This is a genomic window from Aliisedimentitalea sp. MJ-SS2, from assembly GCF_032586155.1.
In the GTDB taxonomy this organism is placed as follows: Bacteria; Pseudomonadota; Alphaproteobacteria; order Rhodobacterales; family Rhodobacteraceae; genus JAWHTC01.
This window is the reverse complement of the sequence record NZ_JAWHTC010000003.1, coordinates 418733-439555: the sequence shown is the minus strand read 5'-3', so window position 1 is coordinate 439555 and position 20823 is coordinate 418733. Positions and strand designations below refer to the sequence as shown.

21 protein-coding genes are annotated in these 20823 nt (G+C 60.1%); 6 read left to right on the top strand and 15 right to left on the bottom strand.

What is annotated here, in order from left to right; all coding sequences use genetic code 11:
* The first annotated feature begins 85 nt into the window (after positions 1-85).
* Positions 86-595 (top strand): MarR family transcriptional regulator, encoded by a 510-nt coding sequence (locus RXV86_RS14745; protein ID WP_316301006.1) that lies wholly within the window; start codon positions 86-88, stop codon positions 593-595.
* Positions 596-600: 5 nt separating this feature from the next.
* Here RXV86_RS14745 and RXV86_RS14740 read toward each other — a convergent pair whose 3' ends face one another.
* Positions 601-1569 (bottom strand): threonine dehydratase, encoded by a 969-nt coding sequence (locus tag RXV86_RS14740; RefSeq protein WP_316301005.1) that lies wholly within the window; start codon positions 1567-1569, stop codon positions 601-603.
* Between the two features lie 79 nt (positions 1570-1648).
* Between RXV86_RS14740 and RXV86_RS14735 the strand changes: the two genes are divergently transcribed.
* The gene (locus RXV86_RS14735; protein WP_316301004.1) at positions 1649-2284 is read left to right on the top strand and encodes a hypothetical protein; all 636 of its coding nucleotides are present in this window, start codon (positions 1649-1651) and stop codon (positions 2282-2284) included.
* Between the two features lie 2 nt (positions 2285-2286).
* Here the strand turns inward: RXV86_RS14735 and RXV86_RS14730 are convergent, their stop codons facing one another.
* Together RXV86_RS14730 and RXV86_RS14725 are read right to left on the bottom strand one after the other, a co-directional pair.
* A complete protein-coding gene (locus tag RXV86_RS14730) occupies positions 2287-2514 on the bottom strand; it encodes a DUF1150 family protein (protein WP_316301002.1) in 228 nt (75 codons plus the stop codon).
* A 5-nt stretch (positions 2515-2519) separates the two neighbouring features.
* The gene (locus tag RXV86_RS14725) at positions 2520-2933 is read right to left on the bottom strand and encodes an Hsp20 family protein (RefSeq protein WP_316301001.1); all 414 of its coding nucleotides are present in this window, start codon (positions 2931-2933) and stop codon (positions 2520-2522) included.
* A gap of 177 nt (positions 2934-3110) precedes the next feature.
* On the opposite strand from RXV86_RS14725, the gene RXV86_RS14720 reads away from it, so the two are divergent.
* The 4 genes from RXV86_RS14720 (at position 3111) to RXV86_RS14705 (ending at position 6080) form a co-directional block, all read left to right on the top strand.
* A complete protein-coding gene (locus RXV86_RS14720) occupies positions 3111-3335 on the top strand; it encodes a YdcH family protein (RefSeq protein ID WP_316301000.1) in 225 nt (74 codons plus the stop codon).
* A 46-nt stretch (positions 3336-3381) separates the two neighbouring features.
* Complete coding sequence (gene purE, locus RXV86_RS14715) at positions 3382-3870, top strand: 5-(carboxyamino)imidazole ribonucleotide mutase (RefSeq protein WP_316300999.1); 489 nt, start codon at positions 3382-3384, stop codon at positions 3868-3870.
* A complete protein-coding gene (locus RXV86_RS14710) occupies positions 3863-4933 on the top strand; it encodes a 5-(carboxyamino)imidazole ribonucleotide synthase (RefSeq protein WP_316300998.1) in 1071 nt (356 codons plus the stop codon). The genes purE and RXV86_RS14710 overlap by 8 nt, the downstream gene beginning before the upstream one ends.
* Positions 4934-5030: 97 nt before the next feature.
* Positions 5031-6080 carry a TauD/TfdA family dioxygenase gene (locus tag RXV86_RS14705; protein ID WP_316300997.1) on the top strand — a complete coding sequence of 350 codons (1050 nt, stop codon included), beginning with the start codon at positions 5031-5033 and terminating at the stop codon, positions 6078-6080.
* Positions 6081-6359: 279 nt separating this feature from the next.
* Here the strand turns inward: RXV86_RS14705 and RXV86_RS14700 are convergent, their stop codons facing one another.
* The 12 genes from RXV86_RS14700 to gap all read right to left on the bottom strand — a co-directional run bounded on the left by RXV86_RS14700 (position 6360) and on the right by gap (position 20738).
* The gene (locus RXV86_RS14700; protein ID WP_316300996.1) at positions 6360-7871 is read right to left on the bottom strand and encodes a mannitol dehydrogenase family protein; all 1512 of its coding nucleotides are present in this window, start codon (positions 7869-7871) and stop codon (positions 6360-6362) included.
* A complete protein-coding gene (locus tag RXV86_RS14695) occupies positions 7859-8632 on the bottom strand; it encodes an L-iditol 2-dehydrogenase (RefSeq protein ID WP_316301089.1) in 774 nt (257 codons plus the stop codon). The genes RXV86_RS14700 and RXV86_RS14695 overlap by 13 nt, the downstream gene beginning before the upstream one ends.
* A complete protein-coding gene (locus RXV86_RS14690; RefSeq protein WP_316300995.1) occupies positions 8629-9633 on the bottom strand; it encodes an ABC transporter ATP-binding protein in 1005 nt (334 codons plus the stop codon). The genes RXV86_RS14695 and RXV86_RS14690 overlap by 4 nt, the downstream gene beginning before the upstream one ends.
* A 15-nt stretch (positions 9634-9648) precedes the next feature.
* Positions 9649-10479, bottom strand: a complete 831-nt coding sequence (locus RXV86_RS14685; RefSeq protein WP_316300994.1) for a carbohydrate ABC transporter permease — start codon at positions 10477-10479, stop codon at positions 9649-9651.
* A 10-nt stretch (positions 10480-10489) separates the two neighbouring features.
* Positions 10490-11356 (bottom strand): sugar ABC transporter permease, encoded by an 867-nt coding sequence (locus RXV86_RS14680; protein ID WP_316300993.1) that lies wholly within the window; start codon positions 11354-11356, stop codon positions 10490-10492.
* A gap of 124 nt (positions 11357-11480) precedes the next feature.
* Positions 11481-12782, bottom strand: coding sequence for a sugar ABC transporter substrate-binding protein (locus RXV86_RS14675; protein WP_316300992.1), 1302 nt, complete (start codon positions 12780-12782; stop codon positions 11481-11483).
* Positions 12783-12895: 113 nt separating this feature from the next.
* Positions 12896-13927 carry a LacI family DNA-binding transcriptional regulator gene (locus tag RXV86_RS14670; protein ID WP_316300991.1) on the bottom strand — a complete coding sequence of 344 codons (1032 nt, stop codon included), beginning with the start codon at positions 13925-13927 and terminating at the stop codon, positions 12896-12898.
* A gap of 245 nt (positions 13928-14172) precedes the next feature.
* Entirely contained in the window at positions 14173-15780 is a 1608-nt protein-coding gene (gene pgi / locus RXV86_RS14665) for a glucose-6-phosphate isomerase (protein ID WP_316300990.1), read from the bottom strand.
* Positions 15777-16430, bottom strand: coding sequence for a bifunctional 4-hydroxy-2-oxoglutarate aldolase/2-dehydro-3-deoxy-phosphogluconate aldolase (gene eda, locus RXV86_RS14660; RefSeq protein WP_316300989.1), 654 nt, complete (start codon positions 16428-16430; stop codon positions 15777-15779). Before eda ends, pgi begins: the two co-directional genes overlap by 4 nt.
* Positions 16431-16433: 3 nt before the next feature.
* Complete coding sequence (edd, locus tag RXV86_RS14655; RefSeq protein ID WP_316300988.1) at positions 16434-18242, bottom strand: phosphogluconate dehydratase; 1809 nt, start codon at positions 18240-18242, stop codon at positions 16434-16436.
* Positions 18243-18253: 11 nt separating this feature from the next.
* Positions 18254-19702 (bottom strand): glucose-6-phosphate dehydrogenase, encoded by a 1449-nt coding sequence (gene zwf, locus RXV86_RS14650; protein ID WP_316300987.1) that lies wholly within the window; start codon positions 19700-19702, stop codon positions 18254-18256.
* 4 nt (positions 19703-19706) lie between these two features.
* On the bottom strand, positions 19707-20738 hold the full coding sequence (gap, locus tag RXV86_RS14645; protein ID WP_316300986.1) for a type I glyceraldehyde-3-phosphate dehydrogenase: 1032 nt from the start codon (positions 20736-20738) through the stop codon (positions 19707-19709).
* Between the last annotated feature and the right edge of the window lie 85 nt (positions 20739-20823).

The window sequence follows — 20823 nt, the reverse complement described above, 5'->3', positions numbered from 1 at the left end:
TTGCATTTCATGTTGACATGACAACACGCTTCGAGTTGTCATGTCAACACGCCTGCCTATGGTTGGCGGACGCCGGAGAACAGAAATGACCGACACCCCCGACCTGCCCGACAGCCTTTTTCTTGTGGATGCCGAGGAAGCGGCCGGGGCGACGCTGAGTTTTTCCCGGGCGACAACCGTGCTTTTGACCTTTGCCGCCAACCGGTTCACCCGCAGCGCTGCACGGCTCTACCAGCAGGAATTTGGCATCGGGGCGATGGACTGGCGGATGCTGGTGATGCTGACCCGGGTGCCGGGGTGCAGCGTCGCCACAGCCAGCAGAACCATGGGCATCGACAAGGCCGCCGTCAGCCGCAGCCTGGCCCGGCTGGAACAAACCGGATTGGCGGCCGCAACCTGCAATTCCCCGGACGAGCGGCGCAAGGACTGGTCATTGACCGGAGCCGGGCAAGCGTTGCACGGGCGGATATTGGCAGTGGCCCTGCAACGGCAGAAAGAGCTGCTGGCCGGGTTTACCGAGGAGGAGGTCACCGCGTTCAACGGATACCTGACCCGGCTACTTGAGAACCTGGAGGAATTGAATTCGCAAGGCTGAGCAAGTCAGGCGGCGGGCGTGCCGCCTTCAAGCACGGTCTGGTATAGCGGGCGGTCGATATTGCCGCCCGACAGGATCAGGCCGACCGTCTTGCCCTTGTTGCGGTCCCTTTCCTGCAACGCCAAAGCCAAGGCCGCCGCCCCTGCCCCCTCGGCCAGGTTATGAGTGGCGGCATAGTAGAGCCGCATTGCCGCGGCGATCTCATCATCGCTGACCGCGCCGATATGGCTGGCGCCGGTGGAATAGATGTCGAAGGCGTCTTGCACCGGAACGCGAACGCATGTGCCATCAGCGAATGTGCGGGCCTCGTTGGTCTCTACCAGACGCCCAGCGTCGACCGAGAGTTTCACGCAAGGGGCACCTTCCGCCACCACGCCGACGATCTCGGTGTCCAAGCCCAGCGCATCGCGGGCGGCAATCGTGCCGCAGATGCCCGAGCCGCAGCCGATGGGCACATAGACCACATCGAGATCGGGATGGGCGGTGAAAAGCTCATAGCCATATGTCGCCACGCCGCGCACCAGTTCGGTGTGAAACGGCGGCACCGGGTAGAGCGGTTCGGAGGCGGCGAGGCGCATGGCCTCGTCCTTGGCCTCGTCAAAGTCCTGCCCATGCTCGATCAATTCGGCACCATAGGCGCGCATTGCAGCGTTTTTCTCGACCGAATTGCCGTGGGGCACGAATATCTTGGCCCGCAGGCCCATCGCAACGGCGGCGCGCGCCTGGGACTGGCCGTGATTGCCACGGGTGGCGGTGATCACGCCTTCCATCTCGGGATGGGTGCGTTTCAGCCAGTCGATGAAAGTGATACCGCCGCGCACCTTGAAGGCACCGGTGGGGGCGTGGTTTTCATGTTTGACGATGGCGGTGGCGTCGAGGGCCTCGCTCAGGAGCGGCCATTCGTGTTGGGGCGTGGGCGGGACATGGGCGCTGACCAGGGCGTGGGCGTCCTGCAATTCCTTGACGGTGAACATGTTGTGTCTCCCTTGCCCTTGTTCGGGCGCAGAGTGACAGGCGCTGGCACCGGGGTAAAGCCCGTCCTATGGTGACGCCATGACGGTGATATCGCTGACCTCGATCCCGCCCCGGTTTGGCGGGCTGGGCCCGGTGCTCGAAAGCCTGCTCACGCAGGGTGCCGAAGCGGTGGTTCTGGTCTTGTCGCGCCGTTACGCGCGGTTTCCGGGCCCGGTTTCTCCCCCGCCGCTACCGGCCGGTGTCGCGGTGCTTTGGGCCGAGGATATTGGCCCCGCGGGCAAGCTGATCCCGGTTCAGCGGGCCTATCCGGGTGACGCCATTGCTTATTGTGATGATGATTGCCTCTATGCGTCGGGATGGTTGACTGCATTGGAAGACATGGCCGCGACGGGGCGCGTTGTGGCCGCATCGACCTTCGAGGTGGCGCGGTTGAAACGAAAGGGGGAATTGGTCGCCCAGGGGTTTGCCGGCGTTCTGACCCCGGCTGGCCTGTCATTTGATCCGCCGCCCGAACCGTGTCGCATGGCAGATGATTTGTGGTTTTCGGCGCAAATGGAAAGGCAGGGGTTGGTGATCGACACCTGTCCCCAGGCGCGGGCAAAAGTTTTCCCTCAGGAAGCTCCGAATGGGTTGCAAGAGCAAGACCGGGCAACGGCGAATGCACAGGCCGCCGCGCACATTCACAAGGTGTTGGGGGTGTGGCCTTCGACGTAGGCTTAATGCACCGCGACGGGTGCCAGATCATTCTGTCGCGCCAGCACGAAGGCCAGCGCACGGTCACGCACCAGCGCCAGTTGTTCACCATCGGCGCGGTGCACCGCGTAGAGAGTTTCCAGCCCGTCCGCCTGTTCGCGGACCTCTTCCGGCAGGTCCTTGACCGCCACGGCCCGCACGTAAACGATCCGATTGTCGTCCTCGGGCAGGAAATCCACTTTCACATCCATGACAATTACCCCTTTCGAATATTGATCTTCTGCACCACTTGTTCAGGCACGGCACGGGTCAGATCGACGTGGAGAAGACCGTTCTCCATCACCGCCTCGCCCACCTCGACACCATCGGCCAGCACGAAGCTGCGCTGGAACTGGCGCGCGGCGATGCCGCGGTGCAGGAACACGCGGCCCTCACTGTCGTCTCCTTGCCGGCCGCGGATCACCAGTTGATGATCCTCGACGGTGATCGAAAGATCATTTTCGGCAAAACCGGCCACGGCCAGCGTGATGCGATAGGCGTTTTCCGAGGTCTGTTCGATATTGAAGGGCGGATAGCCCTCGTTGCCGGATTTGGCATTGCGTTCGAGCAGACGCTCGAGCTGATCGAAGCCAAGGAGGTAGGGGTGCGACCCCAGGGTAAGTTTCGTCATCGACACGAGCCCTTTTGACAGTCAAGCGACACATGTGTGCGGCCCCGTTATGGCAACCGCTTCCCTCGAAATATGGGAAGTTGCCGCGCAACGTGCAAGGTCAGGCGCTAAAGCTTTGCGAAAAAGGCGGAATTTTTGTATGATGAGGGCATTCGAGGCGAAAGGAATCAGGCCCGTATGAATGCCCCTTCTGACATTTCGATGAAAACCGACGAGGTGCTGCGCGTTGAGCTGGAAGTGTTCCGCCGCGAGCACCGTGATCTGGACGAAGCCATTCAGGCGCTGGAGGACAAGGCAACCGCCGATCAGCTGACCATCAAGCGGCTGAAAAAGCAGAAACTGCGCCTCAAAGACATAATCGCGATCATCGAGGACCGGTTGACGCCGGATATTATTGCGTAGGTCCACATTTTCCCTATAGTTCGCCCTTCCTTGAAAGGGGCCTGACATGAGCGATGTGAAAGTTGGCATCATCATGGGCAGTCAGAGCGACTGGCCGACGATGAAACTGGCAGCGGATATTCTGGACGAATTGGGCGTGGCCTATGAGGCCAAGATCGTCTCGGCCCACCGGACACCGGACCGGTTGTGGGACTATGGCAAGACCGCCGTCGCGCGCGGCTTGCAGGTGATCATCGCCGGCGCCGGGGGCGCAGCGCACCTGCCGGGCATGATGGCCAGCAAGACGCGGGTGCCGGTGGTAGGCGTGCCGGTGCAGACCAAGGCCCTGTCGGGCGTCGATAGCCTCTATTCGATCGTGCAGATGCCCAAGGGCTTCCCGGTGGCGACCATGGCGATCGGTGCGGCGGGCGCGGCCAATGCCGGGTTGATGGCGGCCGGTATCCTGGCCAACGGCGATACGGAATTGGCCGAACGACTGGACGCGTGGCGCGATGCCCTGTCGGCCTCGATCCCGCAGGAGCCGCAAGATGACTGAGGCGCTGCAACCGGGGACGATGATCGGTATCCTGGGCGGCGGCCAGCTGGGCCGGATGCTGTCGGTGGCGGCCTCGCGGCTGGGCTTCCGTTGCCATATCTTCGAACCCGGTGCGATGCCGCCGGCGGGACAGGTGGCCGAAAAGGTGACAACGGCGGGCTATGATGACGCTGAGGCGCTCAAGGCGTTTGCCGAAAGCGTCGATGTCATCACCTACGAATTCGAAAACATCCCGACATCGGCGCTGGATATCCTGGAGACATTGAAGCCGATCCGCCCGGGGCGCGAGGCGCTGCGGGTGAGTCAGGATCGGATCATCGAGAAGGATTTCCTGAGCGGGCTGGGATTGAAAACCGCGCCCTACGCCGCGGTCAACTCCGAGAACGACCTGCGCGATGCGGTGGCCGAGATCGGGTTGCCCGCGATCCTGAAGACCTGTCGGTTCGGCTATGACGGCAAGGGTCAGGCGCGGCTGAACTCCGAGGCGGATATTGCCGAGGCCTGGGCAGCAATGGCGGAGGCTCCTTCTGTTCTGGAGAGGTTTGTCGATTTCAGCCATGAAGTCTCGGTCATTGCGGCACGGGGCACCGACGGGGCGGTGGCCTGTTTCGATCCGGGCGAGAACGTGCACCGAGAAGGGATTTTGCGCACAACGACGGTACCGGCGACCCTGACCCCGGCGCAGCGCACCGATGCGGTGCTTCTGGCAGGACAGATATTGAACGCGCTTGATTATGTCGGCGTGATGGGGGTTGAGCTGTTCGTCACACCGCAGGGTCTGATCGTCAACGAGATTGCGCCACGGGTGCATAACTCGGGTCACTGGACCCAGCAGGGCTGTACCGTGGACCAGTTCGAACAGCATATCCGCGCCGTGGTGGGCTGGCCGCTGGGTGATGGTGGACGCTACGGCGACGTGGTGATGGAGAACCTGATCGGCGATGACATGGACCGTGTGCCGGGACTGGCGGGTAAGGCAGATGTGTCGATCCACCTGTACGGCAAGGCAGACACCAAGCCGGGCCGCAAGATGGGCCATGTGAACCGGGTGGTCCGCGGGTAGGACGGGCCACGAAATCTCGCAAAGATTTATGCGTGCCTTTTCGCTTCGGATACGTGATTCCACGTGGCAGTCTCTGATCAAGAGAGAGGGACTGCACATGATGGATATGCCCATGACCGCGATCAGCGGTCCGAGCGCCTGGCTTGGGCCTGACATGGCCGCACGCATGCGTGAGTGGTTCGTCACGCTGGACACAGACACCATCACCGAGCTGGAAGCGGCGGCAGCGCATTTCCTGTCGCTTGGTCGCGATGTGGGCGAGATCACAGCCAAAAATTTCCCCCTGCCCCGATTTTCCGCGCATCTGAAAGGCATGGCCGACCGGTTACTCAACGGCTGCGGCTTTGAAGTGCTGCATGGCTGGCCGGTGGAACAACACGACCAGTTGACCAATGCTGCCGTATTCTGTGGTATCGGCGCGCATCTGGGCAGCGCCCGGTCCCAGAATGCCGCCGGGCATGTCCTGGGCCACGTGCGCGACGTCGGCATGGACCCGGATGACCCCAAAGCGCGGATATACCAGACCAATGCGCGGCAGAGCTTCCATACCGACAGTGCCGATGTGGTCGCGCTGTTGTGCCTGCGGGATGCAAAAGAAGGTGGTGAATCGCTGCTTGTCAGTGCGGTCAGCGTGTTCAACCGGATGCTGGATGAGGCCCCCGACCTGGCGGCGGCGCTTTTCGCGCCTATTGCCACCGACCGGCGCGGCGAGGTACCCGAGGGGATGGAAGAGTGGATGACCATCCCGGTGCTGAGCTGGTACGAGGGCCGTCTGAGCGTGTTCTATCAACGGCAATATATCGAGAGCGCACAGCGTTTCGACGGCGCGCCAAAGCTGGATGACCGCCAGCGCGCGGCGCTCGATATGTTCGACGTGCTGTGTGATGATCCCGGGATGAATATCCAGATGCGGCTGGAACCCGGGGACATGCAGTTCGTCTATAACCACAGCCAGTTGCATGACCGTACCGGTTTTACCGACTGGCCCGACCCCGCGCAGCGCAGGCACCTGTTCCGGCTGTGGCTGTCGATGCCGGACGACCGCCCCCTGCCCCCGGTTTTTTCCGAGCGCTACGGCTCCCTGGACATCGGCAATCGCGGCGGGATCATCACCGATCAAACCCGGCTGCACGCGCCGATTGATTGATACGCAAGAGGTGTCAGCTCTGCGGACAAAGCCGCCAGGCGCGGCATACACACCCAGGAGGCAAACCGGGTTTTTCTGCCTATTTTGATAGGGAAATAAAGGACGGGCGTGATTGCTGCGTGATGCTTCGCGTCCATCACGTTTGGAAAGCGGTCATCCACCTCTGACACAATTGTTGAGTCTTAAGGGTCAGATATGGCACGTCGAGAAGACCGGCAGACAAGCGATCCAACGCTGCCTCAAATGAGAACGCTAATGGTGCCGGATGATGGCGCTTCTCTATTGGCTGCGGGCCTGGAGTGGCGTGATCGTGGTCTGAACGCTGGCTATGTACTTGTTGAGCGTGGCTTCGCAACCTTCTGCCCAAATCAACCGTAGCCACTCGTCGAAGGACTCGGCAAAGGTTTGGTTCCCCGACAGGTCGCCATAAATCCGGCCTTGCTCGAGCCACGCCTGCGGACGGGTTCGAGCCGCCTTGGCAACCACCGCCAATTCATCCCAGATAGGGTCGTTGGGTTCAATCTGTGTGCCATCTTCCCGGCTGCCCTCACACATCCGGGCCCAAAGCGCTTCGACCAGAGCAAGACCGCTAACCGAGCGGCCAGCCACCAATTGATCGCACAAGATGGGCAACACAAAGCCCGTGTGTCGGGCCGATCCGTCGAAGGCCACGCGGCGGGTGGTGTCGATGATCCGTGGGTTGGAAAACCGCTTTTCGATCAGGTCGAGATAGGCCAGGGGCGTTATGCCAGGCACCGGATGCACCGTCTGGGTGACCTCGTCGGCCTGAACCCTGCGAAACATCGCGGCAATCAGAGGGTGAGCCATACATTCTGCGATGGTTTCAATCCCCAGCACCTCGCCGACATTGGCCAGAACCTGGTGCCCGGCGTTCAAGACCCGGATCTTCATTGTCTCATAGGAATGGACGTCGTCCGAGAAGGTGGCACCAACCTCATCCCAATTCGGACGGCCGGCACAGAAGTCATCTTCAATGACCCATTGGCGATAGGCCTCGTGGGTAACTGGGGCGGCATCGTCTATGCCGAAATCGTGGGCCAATGTAATCTCATTCGGGCCGGTGGCAGGTGCAATGCAATCGACCATCGAATTGGGAAAACTCGCCTGCGCGTCGATCCAGTCCGCAAGCGACGGATCGGACAGGCGGGCCAGCGAAACCACGGTCTGGCGCAGGATGGCGCCGTTACCTTGCAGGTTGTCGCAGCTGAGACCCGTGAACGGGCCAAGACCCGCCTCGCGGCGCAATCGCAAGGCGGCGACCATGGCGCCAAAGGCGGTGCGGGGCATGCTGGGATTGGCGGCGTCGTGTTGAATATCCGCGTGGTCCGCATCAAACCCCTTGGTGACCGGATCGACATAATAACCACTTTCCGTGACGGTCATGGCGACGATGCGGATCGCCGGATCGGCCATGGTCTTGATCAGCGCAAGGTTGCCGTCTTCGATCGGCAGGTAATCGATCATCGATCCGACAACTTCGGCGGTGGTGTCGACCGGATCCAGCTCAATCAAGGTGGTCAGGCAATCCTGCGCCAACAGCCTTTCGCGCATCGCGGCATCATAGGGGCGCACACCCGCGCCGATGATCGCCCAGTCATGGGCCTGACCCGCCTGCATCAGACGATGCAGATACCAGGCCTGGTGGGCGCGGTGGAAATTGCCGACGCCGATGTGGACGATCCCGGGGGTCAGCGCAGATCGGTCATAGCGCGGATGCTCAATGCTCAGTTGATCGAGCGTTGCATTGGAAAGTTTGATCAGCTCATCCATTGTCCACCATCCACGTTGTAAGTTTGCGCGACGACGTAGTCGCTTTCGTTGCTTGCAAGGAAAACCGCCATGCCCGTCAGATCTTCGGCCACACCCATGCGGCCGTAAGGAACGGCAAGGCCAACTTCCTTCTTCTTCTGTCCCGGGGCTTTGCCTTCGTATTTGGCAAAGAAGGCATCGACGCCGTCCCAGTGTTCACCATCGACCACGCCGGGTGAGATCGCGTTGACGTTGATGCCATGCTGGATCAGGTTCAGCCCGGCCGATTGGGTCAGGCTGATGACGGCTGCCTTGGTCGCGCAGTAGACCGCCACCAACGGCTCGCCGCGCCTGCCGGCCTGGCTCGCCATATTGATGATCTTGCCGTGGACACCGGCGTCGATCATGTGGCGGGCGACCGCCTGCATCGTAAAGAGAGTTCCAGCGACGTTGATGTCGAAAACGCGACCATAGTCATCGCGGTCGATCTCAACGACAGGGGCCGCGGTAAAGAGCGCGGCGTTGTTGATCAGTATGTCGATCTGGCCCAGCTGCGCGACGGTGTCACCCACTGCGCGGTCGATGCTGGCCTGTTGGGTCACATCCAGTTCGATGGCGATCGCGGCATCTCCAAGCTCGGCCGCGGTGGACCGCGCGCCGTCGATATTGATGTCGGCAATCGCCACCCGCGCACCTTCTTTGACGTAGGCCGCGGCAAAGGCCCGCCCGATCCCTCGGGCGGAGCCAGTGATTAGGGCTGTTTTTCCAGCCAGACGCATCAGCCGATCCTCAGACCCTGGGCGTCGAACTTGTGCAGTTTGTCAAGCTGCGGCGTCAGATAGATCGTGTCGCCATGCTTGGCCTGGATGTCACCGGTGATACGCACTGTGAACATGTCCGCCAGACCGGTTTCGTGCACGTGGATAAACGTGTCCGAGCCAAGGTGTTCGGCAACGCCGACGATACCTTTCCAAGTACCCTCGGTGGAGCTGACGTCGGTGTGCTCGGGACGGATGCCGATCGTGGCGGCCCCGTGCTTGTCGGCCTCGGGGCCCTTGATCAGGTTCATCTTGGGCGAACCGATGAAACCGGCGACGAACTCGTTACGGGGCTCGTGGTAGAGCTCAAGTGGCGAGCCAACCTGTTCGATGACGCCTGCACGCAGCACCACGATCTTGTCGGCCATGGTCATGGCCTCGACCTGGTCGTGGGTCACGTAAATCATCGTGGTCTGAAGCCGCTCGTGCAGCTCGCTGATTTCCAGCCGCATGCCCACACGCAGAGCCGCATCGAGGTTGCTAAGCGGTTCGTCGAACAGGAAGGCGGCAGGTTCGCGCACAATCGACCGGCCGATGGCCACCCGCTGGCGCTGCCCGCCCGAAAGCTGACCCGGCTTGCGGTCCAGATAGTCGGTAAGGTTCAGCGCCTTGGCAGCGCCTTCGATCCGACGGTTCTGTTCGGCTTCGTCGACGCCCGCCATCTTCATCGGGAACGCGATGTTCTTGCGTACCGACATGTGCGGGTAAAGCGCGTAGGACTGGAACACCATGGCCAGACCGCGCTTGGCGGGGGGCACATAGGTAGCGTCCGCGCCATCGATCTCGATATGCCCCGAGGTGATGTCCTCCAGTCCGGCGATCAGGCGCAGGAGGGTGGATTTACCACAGCCCGAGGGGCCGACGAAGACCGTGAACTCTCCGTCTTCGATGGTGAGATCCAGCGGCGGGATGACTTCGACGTCGCCGAAGCTTTTAGACACCTGGTTGAGTTTGATTTGTCCCATTGGTCTGTTCCTTCCTTATTTGACGGCGCCGAAGGTCAGGCCGCTTACGAGTTGTTTCTGGCTGAACCAGCCGAGAATGAGGATCGGTGCAATCGCCATGGTGGAGGCTGCACTGAGTTTGGCGTAGAAGAGGCCTTCGGGGCTGGAATAGCTGGCAATGAAGGCCGTGAGCGGGGCCGCTTTGGCCGCGGTCAGGTTGAGCGTCCAGAAGGCTTCGTTCCAGGCAAGGATGAAGTTCAGGAGCAATGTCGACGCGATGCCTGGTATCGCCATTGGCGTGAGCACATAAAGGATTTCTTCCTTCAGCGATGCCCCGTCCATCCGCGCCGCTTCCAGGATTTCACCGGGTATTTCGCGGAAGTAGGTGTAGAGCATCCAGACAATGATCGGCAGGTTCATCAGCATCAGAACGATGACCAGCCCGGTGCGCGTATCCAGGATCCCCATTTTGATGAAGATCAGGTAGATCGGATAGAGAACACCAACCGCCGGAAGCATCTTGGTCGACAGCATCCACAAGAGGATGTCTTTGGTCCGTTTCGAGGGAACGAAAGCCATCGACCATGCAGCAGGCACCGCAATGATGATGCCCAGAAGGGTCGAGCCGCCCGCGATGATGATCGAATTCCACAGGAACCGGGCATAGTTCGACCGTTCCAGAACGGTGGCATAGTTATCCAGCGTCCAGTCGAAGGCCAGGAAAACCGGTGGATCGGCAATGGCCGTGGCCTCGGTCTTGAAGCTGGTCAAGATAGTCCAGAGGATCGGAAAGAAGATCAGCAGACCAACGACCCATGCGGCGGTGGTATTGATGATCTTGCGTTGTTGTGTGACTGCGCGTGCCATGATGTCCTCCTCACGCGTCCAGGTTCTTGCCGACCGCGCGCATCAGGAAGATGGCAACGATGTTGGCGAGAATAATTGCATAGACACCACCGGCAGACCCGAGGCCGACATTCTGGCTTTCCAGCACACGCTGGTAGATCAGATAGGTCAGGGTCTTGGTGCCAAACGAACCTTGGGTGGTCACGAAGATCTCGGCGAAGATCGCCAGAAGAAAGATCGTCTGGATCAGCACCACAACGGTGATGGCGCGACCAAGGTGCGGCAGGGTGATGTAGCCGAAGCGTTTGAGCGGCGGAGCGCCGTCCATTTCGGCGGCTTCCAGCTGTTCACTGTCCAGCGACTGGATCGCAGTCAGCAGGATCAGCGTGGCAAAGGGCAGCCATTGCCAGCTGACGATCATCACGATCGACGGCAGCGACGCCTGGGTCAGCCATTCAATGGGCTGGGCTCCAAAGAACTTCCATAGATGGGCAAACAATCCGTTCACCGGGTCCATGAACATGTTCTTCCAAACCAGCGCCGATACGGTCGGCATCACGAAGAACGGGGCGATGACAAGAATGCGGACAACGCCTTGGCCCCACATTGGCTGGTTGAGCAGGATGGCCAGAAGTACGCCGAAAACCACCGTGATGAGTAGAACACCACCGACGACGGTCAAGGTCGCGATGACCGATGGCCAAAAAGAACTAGAGGTTACAAAGCGAACGTAGTTGTCAAAACCAACCCATCCAAGATCGCCACCACGCAGGGGCAGGTATTTCTTGAATGAAAAGGTAAGCGTCATGATCAGGGGAACGAGCATCCATCCCAGGAGCAGGATGACCGCTGGGGCCATCATGATACGCGCCGCTGATCGGGAATGTTGGGTAGCCATTGTGGCACCTCCTCTGTTGACTGCCCGCTATGGGCTGTCTGAAGCGTGTTTCCGATGTCGCGAAAGTAATCATACCGGGGGGCGAAGGGAGCGTCGCCCCCCGGTTTTTGCAAAGATGCAGGGCTTAGTAGCCGGCAGCTTCCATTTCGTCGGTGGTCAGAGCCTGGGCTTTGGCCAGCGCTTCATCAACCGATTGTTGGCCTGCGAGGGCAGCCGAGAATTCCTGACCAACCTGGCTGGCGATTCCGGCAAATTCGGGGATGGCCGCGAACTGGACACCAACGTAGGGCACCGGATCAACAGTCGGATTGTTCGGGTCAGCCGACAGGATCGATTCCAACGTCATCTTGGCGAAGGGAACGTCCTTGTAGTTGTCGTTCTCGTAGAGAGAGATACGTGCACCCGGAGGCACATTGGCCCAACCTTCTTTCGAGGCAACCAGCTCGATGTAGTCTTTCGACGTCGCCCATTCGATGAACTGCTTGGCTGCAGCTTCTTTCTGAGTACCGGCAGGGATGCCAAGCGCCCAGGCCCAGAGCCAATTCGAGTTCTTACCCTTGCCAGTGTTTGGTGCCAGGGCAAAACCGACCTTGTCGGCCACGGTCGAGTCCTTGGGGTTGGTCACGAAGGACGCCGCCACAGTGGCGTCGATCCACATGCCGCATTTACCCTGCTGGAACAGCGACAGGTTTTCGTTGAAACCGTTGTTCGAGGCACCGGGAGGGCCCGCGTCGTTCATCAGGTTGATGTAAAACGTCAGGGTTTCTTTCCACGCGGGCTGATCGAACTGGGCTTTCCAGTTCTCGTCGAACCAACGGGCGCCGAAGGCGTTCGAGGTGGCGGTCAGGAACGCCATGTTCTCGCCCCAACCGGCCTTGCCGCGCAGGCAGATACCGTAGATTTCGCCATCTTTGTCGGTCATCTTGCGCGCCGCATCAGCCACGAAGTCCCAAGTGGGGGCGTCGGGCATCGACAGCCCTGCCTTTTCCATCAGGTCGGTGCGGTACATGATCATCGAGCTTTCGCCATAGAACGGGGCGGCGTACATTGTGCCATCATGGCTGAGGCCACCGCGCATCGCAGGCAGGATATCGTCGGCGTCATACGCAGCCGAAAGATCGTCCATGGCGACCAGCCAGCCGTTTTTGGCCCAGATCGGGGTTTCGTACATGCCGATGGTCATAATATCGAACGACCCGCCCTTGGCGGCGATGTCGGTGGTGACACGCTGGCGCAGAACGTTTTCTTCCAGCGTGACCCATTCGACTTCGTGGCCGGTCTTGGCGGTGAAGTCATCGGTCAGACCTTGCATACGGATCATGTCGCCGTTGTTTACGGTGGCGATTGTTAGCGTTTCGGCCAGGGTGCCCCCGGCGGCGAAGAGCGACATAGCAGTTGCCGCGTAAAGTGAATTCTTGAGAGACATCCAGTTCCTCCTTATCGGGATGATGCAAAGAGCATAGTCACCGAGGTGACGCGTAGTCAATTAAAACTTAACGCGCGTCAAAAATTACACAAGAACCATTTATTTCCAATAAGTTATGCGGAGTCTCTCATAACAAGCTTGCCGTCAAATTGGGTTTCTTCGCGCTGTTTGAGGCGTTCATCGGCGTCCAGAATTCGAAAAAGCGTGCTGACAGCGCGATTCGCGATCGCCGCGTAATCCTGTGCGATTGTGGTCAGTGACGGACAAGTGAAGCGGGAAAACGGGTGGTCGTCGTGCCCGGCGATGCGCAGATCACAGCCTTCGCCGTGCCCGACCCGCCTGCCCTGGCGAAAGGCGGCCGACAACATGCCGATTGCAAGCCGATCATTGCTGCACAGCACAGTGTTGGTCTTGAAGGCGTTCTCAGACAGAAAACGTCCGCCCTCGGCGCTGCCAATTTCCTCAAAGTTCCACTCACTGCCCTCGGCCTGGAAGATATGCGGCGTATGTCCATGGCGTTCCATGCTCTCAAGATATGCCTGGCGACGCTTGTTGGCATTCGGGTTGGTCGGCGACTTCATTTCGAAAAAACACGGCGGTTCACCACTACGACACAGGTATTCAACGATGAGATCCACGCTTTGGAAATTATCGGTTCCTACAAAAGCTTCACAGATTCCTTCGATATTTGCGTCAAACAGCACCACCGGAACGTCCTTGTTAAAGCTCTCGATTTCGGCATGGTCAGAAACCCGTCCGAAGGGAGCCAGAAGAACACCCGCCGGTTTGAGGGACCTGAGCGATTCAAGATTGTTGCGTTCCTGCGAAGGGTTACCATGTGAACTGAGCAAAATGGGGCTGTAGCCTGCCGAAATGCAGGCAAGTTCAACCTCGCGACCGATTTCCGAAAAGAACGGGTCGGCAAGGTTGGGGACAACAACGCCGATATTCTTGGTTTTGCGTCGGTTCTGGTTTACTGCAAAAACATTGGGCCGATAGTCGTATTGCTTCAGGGCAAGCTCGATCTTGTGGCGCGTGGATCGGCGGACGCTGTCAGGGTCATTGAAGTATTTCGAAAGCGTTGGTCGCGAAATGCCGCTGACCGCGGCAAATTCTTCCATGTTACGGATTTTCTTCTGAACCATCTTGCCCTTTTTTCACAAATATTACGCGTGTAAACTTTATTAAAATATGAAAATTTTTGCGAAAAGATCAAGAGTGGATGCCGAGAAGGGCAAAATTGCGAGCAACTGTGGGGGGAGATGCGCACAACCCAAGTGGTCGCAGATAGACGCTGTGTCGCAATGAAAGCCTTTTGCGACGGGACTTGGGGTGTTGAAAATCAGGTCGCTGCGACAGCGCGGCCTGATGTGTGCTTCAAAAGATTTAGTCAGGTAGTGAGTTTCAGCAAAAGCCCCCGAGTCGAGGCGTCTTTCGCATCGGAAGAAGCCCCCTGAACCATGGGCAAGAGAGTGTTGGACAGTTCTTTGCCAAGTTCGACCCCCCATTGGTCAAACGAGTTGAGCCCCCAGATCACCCCTTCGACAAAAACCCGGTGTTCATAGAGCGCGATGATCTGGCCCAGCACAAAGGGTGTCAGCTTCGGGTAAGCCAGCGTGATCGACGGACGGTTGCCCGGGAAGGTGCGATGTGCAGCCTGGCGTATCTGCTCATCGCCGGACAGGCCGAGTTTCGCGGCAATTTCCATTGCCTGATCATGGGCACGGCCCAGCATCAGCGCCTCGGACTGCGCCAGGCAGTTGGCCTTGAGAAGCTCATGGTGCTTTTGCAAATTAGGTTCGTGGCTTTGTGCCGCAATCAGAAACTCGGCCGGAATAACATCAGTGCCCTGGTGCATGAGTTGAAAGAAAGCATGTTGCCCATTGGTTCCGGGCTCACCCCAGACGACGGGACCAGACCTGCGGGACAGGCGGCTTCCATCGAGCGCGACACCCTTGCCGTTGCTCTCCATGTCGAGCTGTTGCAGATAGGCGGGCAGGCGCGACAGGCGTTGATCGTAAGGCAGGACAGCGCGGGTGGCATAGTTGCAGATGTTGCGGTGCCAAATGCCGATCAGCGCCATCAAAACCGGGAGGTTCTGTCGCGGTTCGGCGGTCTGGAAATGGCGGTCCATCGCGTATCCGCCTGCCAGAAGTGCACGGAAATGCTCAGGCCCAACAGCCAGCATGATGGGTAAGCCCACGGGCCCCCAAAGCGAATACCGTCCGCCGACCCAGTCGGCAAAGCCAAACACCCGATCGGGTGAGATGCCCATCTTGGCGGTCAGATCATGCGCGGTAGAAACCGCGGCCAGATGCGGCCCGACATCGGGGCCGATGCCCGCCCGAAGCCAGCTGAGCACCGTGTCGGCGTTGGTCATGGTCTCGATGGTGGTAAAGGTTTTCGACGCCACGATAACAAGCGTTGTTTGCGGGTCGAGCCGCTTGAAAATGTCGCTTGCATGGGCGCCGTCGACATTGGAGATGAAATGGCAGCGCGGCCCGTCATGATACGGGGCCAGCGCCAGCGTCGCCATGACCGGGCCAAGATCGGACCCGCCAATGCCGATGTTGACAACATCCGTAAACCGCCCGCCATTATGCGCAGTGATTTCGCCCGAACGCACGGCGTCGGCAAAGATTTCCATCCGGGTGAGCGTGTCGGCAATGGCAGGGCGCACGTCAACGCCATCCACAACAAGCGACGCGGTCTCGCGCGACCTGAGCGCGCTGTGCAGCACGGCCCGGTTTTCGGTGCTGTTGATCTTGTCTCCGCGAAACATGGCAGCACGTTTTTCCTGTAGCCCTGCGTCCATGGCCAAAGAAATCAAAAGCGAGAGCACATCGTCGTCGATGTTGGTCTTGGAGAAATCCAAGAGCAGATCGTCGGTCGTGGCAGAGAATCGGTCAAACCGTGCGGGATCATCAAACAGTGAGACGATCCTGCGCGAGGACGTGGCCGCATGGATGTCATCGAGTTGTTGCCAAATGTCTGTCAACGGGCTGCTCCAAGCTTGACGGTTTCACGAGCCAACCTCTCGATCCCGGCCCAGTCCTGATGGTCGATAAGGTCTTTTGGGGCAACCCAGCTGCCGCCTGCGCAGATCACGTTGGGCAGATCGAGATAAGATTGCACATTGGCCGGGCTGACGCCGCCGGTTGGACAGAACGTAATTTGCGGCAACGGCGCGCCAATGGCTTCGAGCGCCGGTGCGCCGCCCGAGGCCTCGGCCGGAAAGAACTTGAGCATGTCATAGCCGCGCGCCAACAGGCGCATGGCTTCGCTGGCGGTTGCGGCTCCGGGCAGCAATGGCAGGTCTTCCGCCTCGCAGGCGGCAAGCAACGCGTCGGTGGCCCCGGGCGACACACCAAAGGTGGCCCCGGCCTCTTTCGCTGCGCGCACATCGTCCGGTGTGATCAACGTGCCTGCGCCGACATGTCCCCCGGTCACGTCAGACATGATGCGGATGGCGTCAAGCGCCGCGGGTGTGCGCAAAGTGACTTCCAGCGCAGGCAGGCCCCCGGCAACCAGCGCCTCGGCCAGCGGACGGGCGGTGGTGACATCTTCGATGACAAGCACGGGGACGATTGGGGCAAGCGAACAGACCTCGCGTGTCAGCAGGCTGGAGTCTTTGGGCGAAAGGGTCATGGATCAATCTCCGAAGATACACGCGCCGGCCGTGGCAGAGCCGACCGTGTTGCGGAATGTGGCAAACAGTTCACGCCCAGTGCCGGACTGCCCGGCCGAGAGGTCTGCGGTTGCATTGGGGCGGACGTCAACCCCTTCGGCCAGGATATCGAGCGCTCCGGTGGTGGCATCAACACGAACCATGTCACCATCCCGGACGCGGGCAATTGGCCCACCATCAACGGCTTCGGGCGAAACATGGATCGCGGCGGGCACCTTGCCAGAAGCGCCGGACATGCGGCCATCGGTGACCAACGCCACCTTCAAACCCTTGCCCTGCAGGATCGACAGGAGCGGGGTAAGACTGTGCAACTCGGGCATGCCGTTGGCCTTGGGCCCCTGAAAACGCACGACGACCACGACATCACCAGTCAATTCGCCCGCTTTGAACGCGGTTTTCACCTCGCCCTGATCGGCAAAGACACGGGCCGGGGCCTCGACCACGTGATGCGCGGGCGCGACGGCGGAAACCTTCATCACGGCGGTGCCCATGGAGCCGCTCATACGTTTCAAACCGCCAGTGGGCTGAAAGGGATCACTCGCAGGGCGCAGGATCTTTTCGTTAAGGCTGATGCCTGCACCGTCTTCCCAGACAAGCTCTCCGTTCTTCAGCTTCGGCTCGGCGGTGTAACGCGCCAGCCCCACTCCGGCCACGGTCTGCGTGTCGGGATGCAGCAGGCCGGCCGCAAGCAACTGGCCGATCAGATACCCCAGACCGCCTGCCGCATGGAAATGATTCACATCCGCCAACCCGTTGGGATAGACCCGCGTCAACAAGGGCGTGACGTCGGATATTTCTGAAAAATCCTGCCAATCCAGAATGATACCGCCCGCGCGCGCCATCGCGATCAGGTGGATCAGAAGGTTGGTCGACCCGCCGGTGGCGTTAAGCCCGACCATGCCGTTCACAAAGGCACGTTCGTCCAATATGGCGCTGACCGGGGTATAGGTGTTGCCAAGCGCGCTGAGCGATAGGGCACGTTTGGCGCCTTCGGCCGTCAGCGCATCACGCAGCGCGCCCTGGGGTGGAACGAAACTTGCACCGGGCAGGTGCAAGCCCATGAATTCCATCAGCATCTGGTTGGTGTTGGCGGTGCCGTAGAACGTGCAGGTGCCGGGGCCATGATAGGCACCCATCTCGGCAGCCATGAGCGCATCGCGGCCCACCTCTCCGGTGGCAAACTTCTGGCGCACTTTGGCCTTTTCGTCATTGGCCAGTCCGCTTTCCATCGGTCCGGCGGGCAGGAAAACGGCAGGCAGATGCCCAAAGGCCTGTGCGGCGATGACAAGGCCTGGCACGATCTTGTCGCAGACCCCAAGGAACACGGCAGCATCAAACGTGTTGTGGCTAAGCGCGACCGAGGCAGCCAGTGCTATCACATCGCGCGAGAACAGCGAAAGCTCCATCCCGGCCTCACCCTGGGTGACACCGTCGCACATCGCCGGAACACCGCCCGCAACCTGTGCCGTACCGCCCACCGCGCGCGCGGCATCGCGGATCATACCGGGGTAACGTTCATAGGGCTGATGCGCCGAAAGCATATCGTTATAGGCGGTGACAATTCCGAGATTGCCCGCCGTTCCGGTGGTCAGCGCATCCTTGTCCCTGCCGGATGCCGCAGAGGCATGCGCCTGTCCGCTGCACGATAGATGAGCGCGGGCCGGGCCCTTGATGCGCGCGGCCTCCATCCGGTCGAGATAGGGCTTTCGCGTGGCGTGGCTACGTTCGATTATGCGCGCTGTGACACGCTCGAGGGTTGGGTGAAGTGTCATGGATTAGCCTTTCAGCCTATTTCGCGCCAGCGGCGGCCTTCGCGGTGCAACAGCATCAGCGCGTCTTCGGGGCCCGATCCGCCCGGGTCATACCCTGCGGGGGTCAGCCGGGCATCTTCCCATCCGGTGATGATCGGGTCGGCCCAGGCCCATGCGGCTTCAACCTCGTCGCCGCGCATGAACAGAGTCTGATCACCCCGGATCACATCCATGATCAGGCGCTCATAGGCATCCTGCGGTTCGGCATGCTGGTCCAGCGCGTCGGCGAAAGTCATGTCGAGCGTCACCTCGGCCAGACGCATCCCGCCCGGACCGGGTTCCTTGATGGTATTGCGCAGGGTGATACCTTCATCCGGTTGCAGATGAATGATCAACGCATTGCCACGACGGCCTTCCATCTTGGGAAAAATCATGTGCGGCGGATCGCGGAACACAACGGCAATTTCCGAGCTGCGCCCGCGCAATTTCTTGCCCGTGCGAAGGTAGAACGGCGTGCCGGCCCAGCGCCAGTTGCCAATCTTGACCTTCATGGCGACAAAGCTTTCGGTGCGGCTGTTGGGGTTGCCTGCGTGATCGCGATAACTGCCATCGCCATCGCGATCGCGATATTGTCCGCGCACGATATCGGCCAGATCGACAGGCTCCAGCGCCTCGATCACCTTGACCTTTTCGTCACGCACCGAGTTCGGCTCAAACTTTGAGGGCGGCTCCATCGCGGTCAGACACAAGAGCTGCATCAAGTGGTTTTGCACCATGTCGCGCATCGCGCCTGAGCGGTCGTAATATTCGCCGCGCCCCTCGACCCCAAGGCTCTCGGCCACAGTGATCTGCACGTGGTCGATATGGGTTGAATTCCACAGCGGCTCCCACAGGGAATTGGCAAAGCGCAGCGCCATGAGGTTCTGCACGGTTTCTTTGCCGAGATAATGGTCGATGCGATAAATCTGGTTTTCTTCAAAGTTCCGCCGCAAGTCCGCGTTCAACGCGCGGGCGGTTTCAAGATCGTGGCCGAAGGGTTTTTCCACCACGATGCGACTGTCTGGGGTGGCAATGTCATTGGCGTGCAGTTTTGCCCCAATGGCCCCGAAAAGGGACGGCGTCACCGAAAGATAAAAGGCGCGCACAACGTCGCTTCGCAAGGCAGCGGCCAGGTCAGACCAGCCGTCATTTCCGGTGGCATCGACTCGAACATAGACGATCATGTCCAGAAACTGCTCGACCAACTCGGTTTGTTTGGCGGCCTTTGTGGCAAATTCCGTCAGGTTGTCGCGCACCATGTCACGAAATGCCTGTTGGTCGTATTCAGACCGCGCGGCCCCAATGATGCGGGCCGTTCCGGGCACTTGACCCACCATGAAACGGTGAAACAGACCCGGCAGGATCTTGCGACGGGCAAGATCACCCGTGGCACCGAAGATGACGAGATCGAAGGGGTCAACGGGAATGACGCGCGAAACCATGAGTTCAGCCTGCCAGTTTCAGAGGGGCGGCGGTTTGAAGCAGCGCGCCCATGATGCGACCGGTATCAATCATGCGGTTCGAAAAGCCCCATTCATTGTCATACCAGCTAACGACGCGCACCATCCCTTCTTGGGTTACCGTGGTCTGGGCTGCGGCAAAGCACGAAGAATGCGGGTCGTGGTTAAAATCGATCGACACCAGGGGGTCCTCTTCAAAGGACAGGACACCGGCCAGTTCATGCGCCGCGGCCTTGGCGACGGCGGCGTTGATCTCATCGCGGGTGACCGGGCGTTCCGGCATGAAACACAGGTCTACCATCGACACGTTCGGTGTTGGGACCCGAACCGCAGACCCTTCCAGCCTGCCCTCCAAACGCGGCAGCACCAACGCGATTGCCCGCGCCGCACCAGTCGAGGTCGGCACCATCGACATCGAGGCTGCCCGTGCGCGATAGAGATCCTTGTGATTGGTGTCATGGCTGGGCTGGTCACCGGTGAAAGCGTGAATTGTCGTCATGTAACCGGTCTTGATGCCAAATTCGCGATCCAGGACCAATGCCACCGGGGCAAGGCAGTTGGTGGTGCAGGACGCATTCGAGACGATCACGTCATCAGCGGTCAAATCGCGATGATTGACGCCGTAAACCACGGTCTTGTCGGCATTTTTGCCCGGTGCCGAGATCAGCACCCGTTTCGAGCCATTCTGAAGATGCCGGGCCGCCGCCTCGCGATCAGTGAAGAGGCCGGTGCATTCATAAGCGATATCGACATCCTGCCACGGCAGGTCCTCGGGGTTGCGAATGGCCGTCAGGCGAATGCTGTGCTCGCCCACGCGCAATTGGTCATCATCGACCAGAACCGGCACACCAAGTCGACCGTGCACGCTGTCGTATTTCAGCAGGTGCGCAATGTTTTGCGGCGGCGCCAGGTCGTTTATGGCGACGATTTCGATGTCGGTTTCACCACTTTCAACCAAGGCGCGCAGAACACCGCGGCCGATGCGTCCAAAACCGTTGATTGCAATCCTGAGGGTCATTGTCATGTCCTTTGCGTGGTTGCGGGGTTGCCCCCCGGGGTACTGATAGCGCTAACATTAAGAAGTTGAAAGCACCTTGAGATTA

Coding starts and splice junctions, on each gene's coding strand:
- RXV86_RS14670 (WP_316300991.1), bottom strand. CDS start 13,927: ATGGTTCAGAAGAAAATCCGTAACATGGAAGAATTTGCCGCGGTCAGC.
- RXV86_RS14690 (WP_316300995.1), bottom strand. CDS start 9,633: ATGGGACAAATCAAACTCAACCAGGTGTCTAAAAGCTTCGGCGACGTC.
- edd (WP_316300988.1), bottom strand. CDS start 18,242: ATGACACTTCACCCAACCCTCGAGCGTGTCACAGCGCGCATAATCGAA.
- RXV86_RS14675 (WP_316300992.1), bottom strand. CDS start 12,782: ATGTCTCTCAAGAATTCACTTTACGCGGCAACTGCTATGTCGCTCTTC.
- RXV86_RS14705 (WP_316300997.1), top strand. CDS start 5,031: ATGATGGATATGCCCATGACCGCGATCAGCGGTCCGAGCGCCTGGCTT.
- RXV86_RS14685 (WP_316300994.1), bottom strand. CDS start 10,479: ATGGCACGCGCAGTCACACAACAACGCAAGATCATCAATACCACCGCC.
- RXV86_RS14725 (WP_316301001.1), bottom strand. CDS start 2,933: ATGACGAAACTTACCCTGGGGTCGCACCCCTACCTCCTTGGCTTCGAT.
- RXV86_RS14740 (WP_316301005.1), bottom strand. CDS start 1,569: ATGTTCACCGTCAAGGAATTGCAGGACGCCCACGCCCTGGTCAGCGCC.
- gap (WP_316300986.1), bottom strand. CDS start 20,738: ATGACCCTCAGGATTGCAATCAACGGTTTTGGACGCATCGGCCGCGGT.
- eda (WP_316300989.1), bottom strand. CDS start 16,430: ATGACCCTTTCGCCCAAAGACTCCAGCCTGCTGACACGCGAGGTCTGT.
- RXV86_RS14745 (WP_316301006.1), top strand. CDS start 86: ATGACCGACACCCCCGACCTGCCCGACAGCCTTTTTCTTGTGGATGCC.
- RXV86_RS14730 (WP_316301002.1), bottom strand. CDS start 2,514: ATGGATGTGAAAGTGGATTTCCTGCCCGAGGACGACAATCGGATCGTT.
- RXV86_RS14720 (WP_316301000.1), top strand. CDS start 3,111: ATGAATGCCCCTTCTGACATTTCGATGAAAACCGACGAGGTGCTGCGC.
- RXV86_RS14710 (WP_316300998.1), top strand. CDS start 3,863: ATGACTGAGGCGCTGCAACCGGGGACGATGATCGGTATCCTGGGCGGC.
- RXV86_RS14700 (WP_316300996.1), bottom strand. CDS start 7,871: ATGGATGAGCTGATCAAACTTTCCAATGCAACGCTCGATCAACTGAGC.
- RXV86_RS14680 (WP_316300993.1), bottom strand. CDS start 11,356: ATGGCTACCCAACATTCCCGATCAGCGGCGCGTATCATGATGGCCCCA.
- purE (WP_316300999.1), top strand. CDS start 3,382: ATGAGCGATGTGAAAGTTGGCATCATCATGGGCAGTCAGAGCGACTGG.
- zwf (WP_316300987.1), bottom strand. CDS start 19,702: ATGGTTTCGCGCGTCATTCCCGTTGACCCCTTCGATCTCGTCATCTTC.
- RXV86_RS14735 (WP_316301004.1), top strand. CDS start 1,649: ATGACGGTGATATCGCTGACCTCGATCCCGCCCCGGTTTGGCGGGCTG.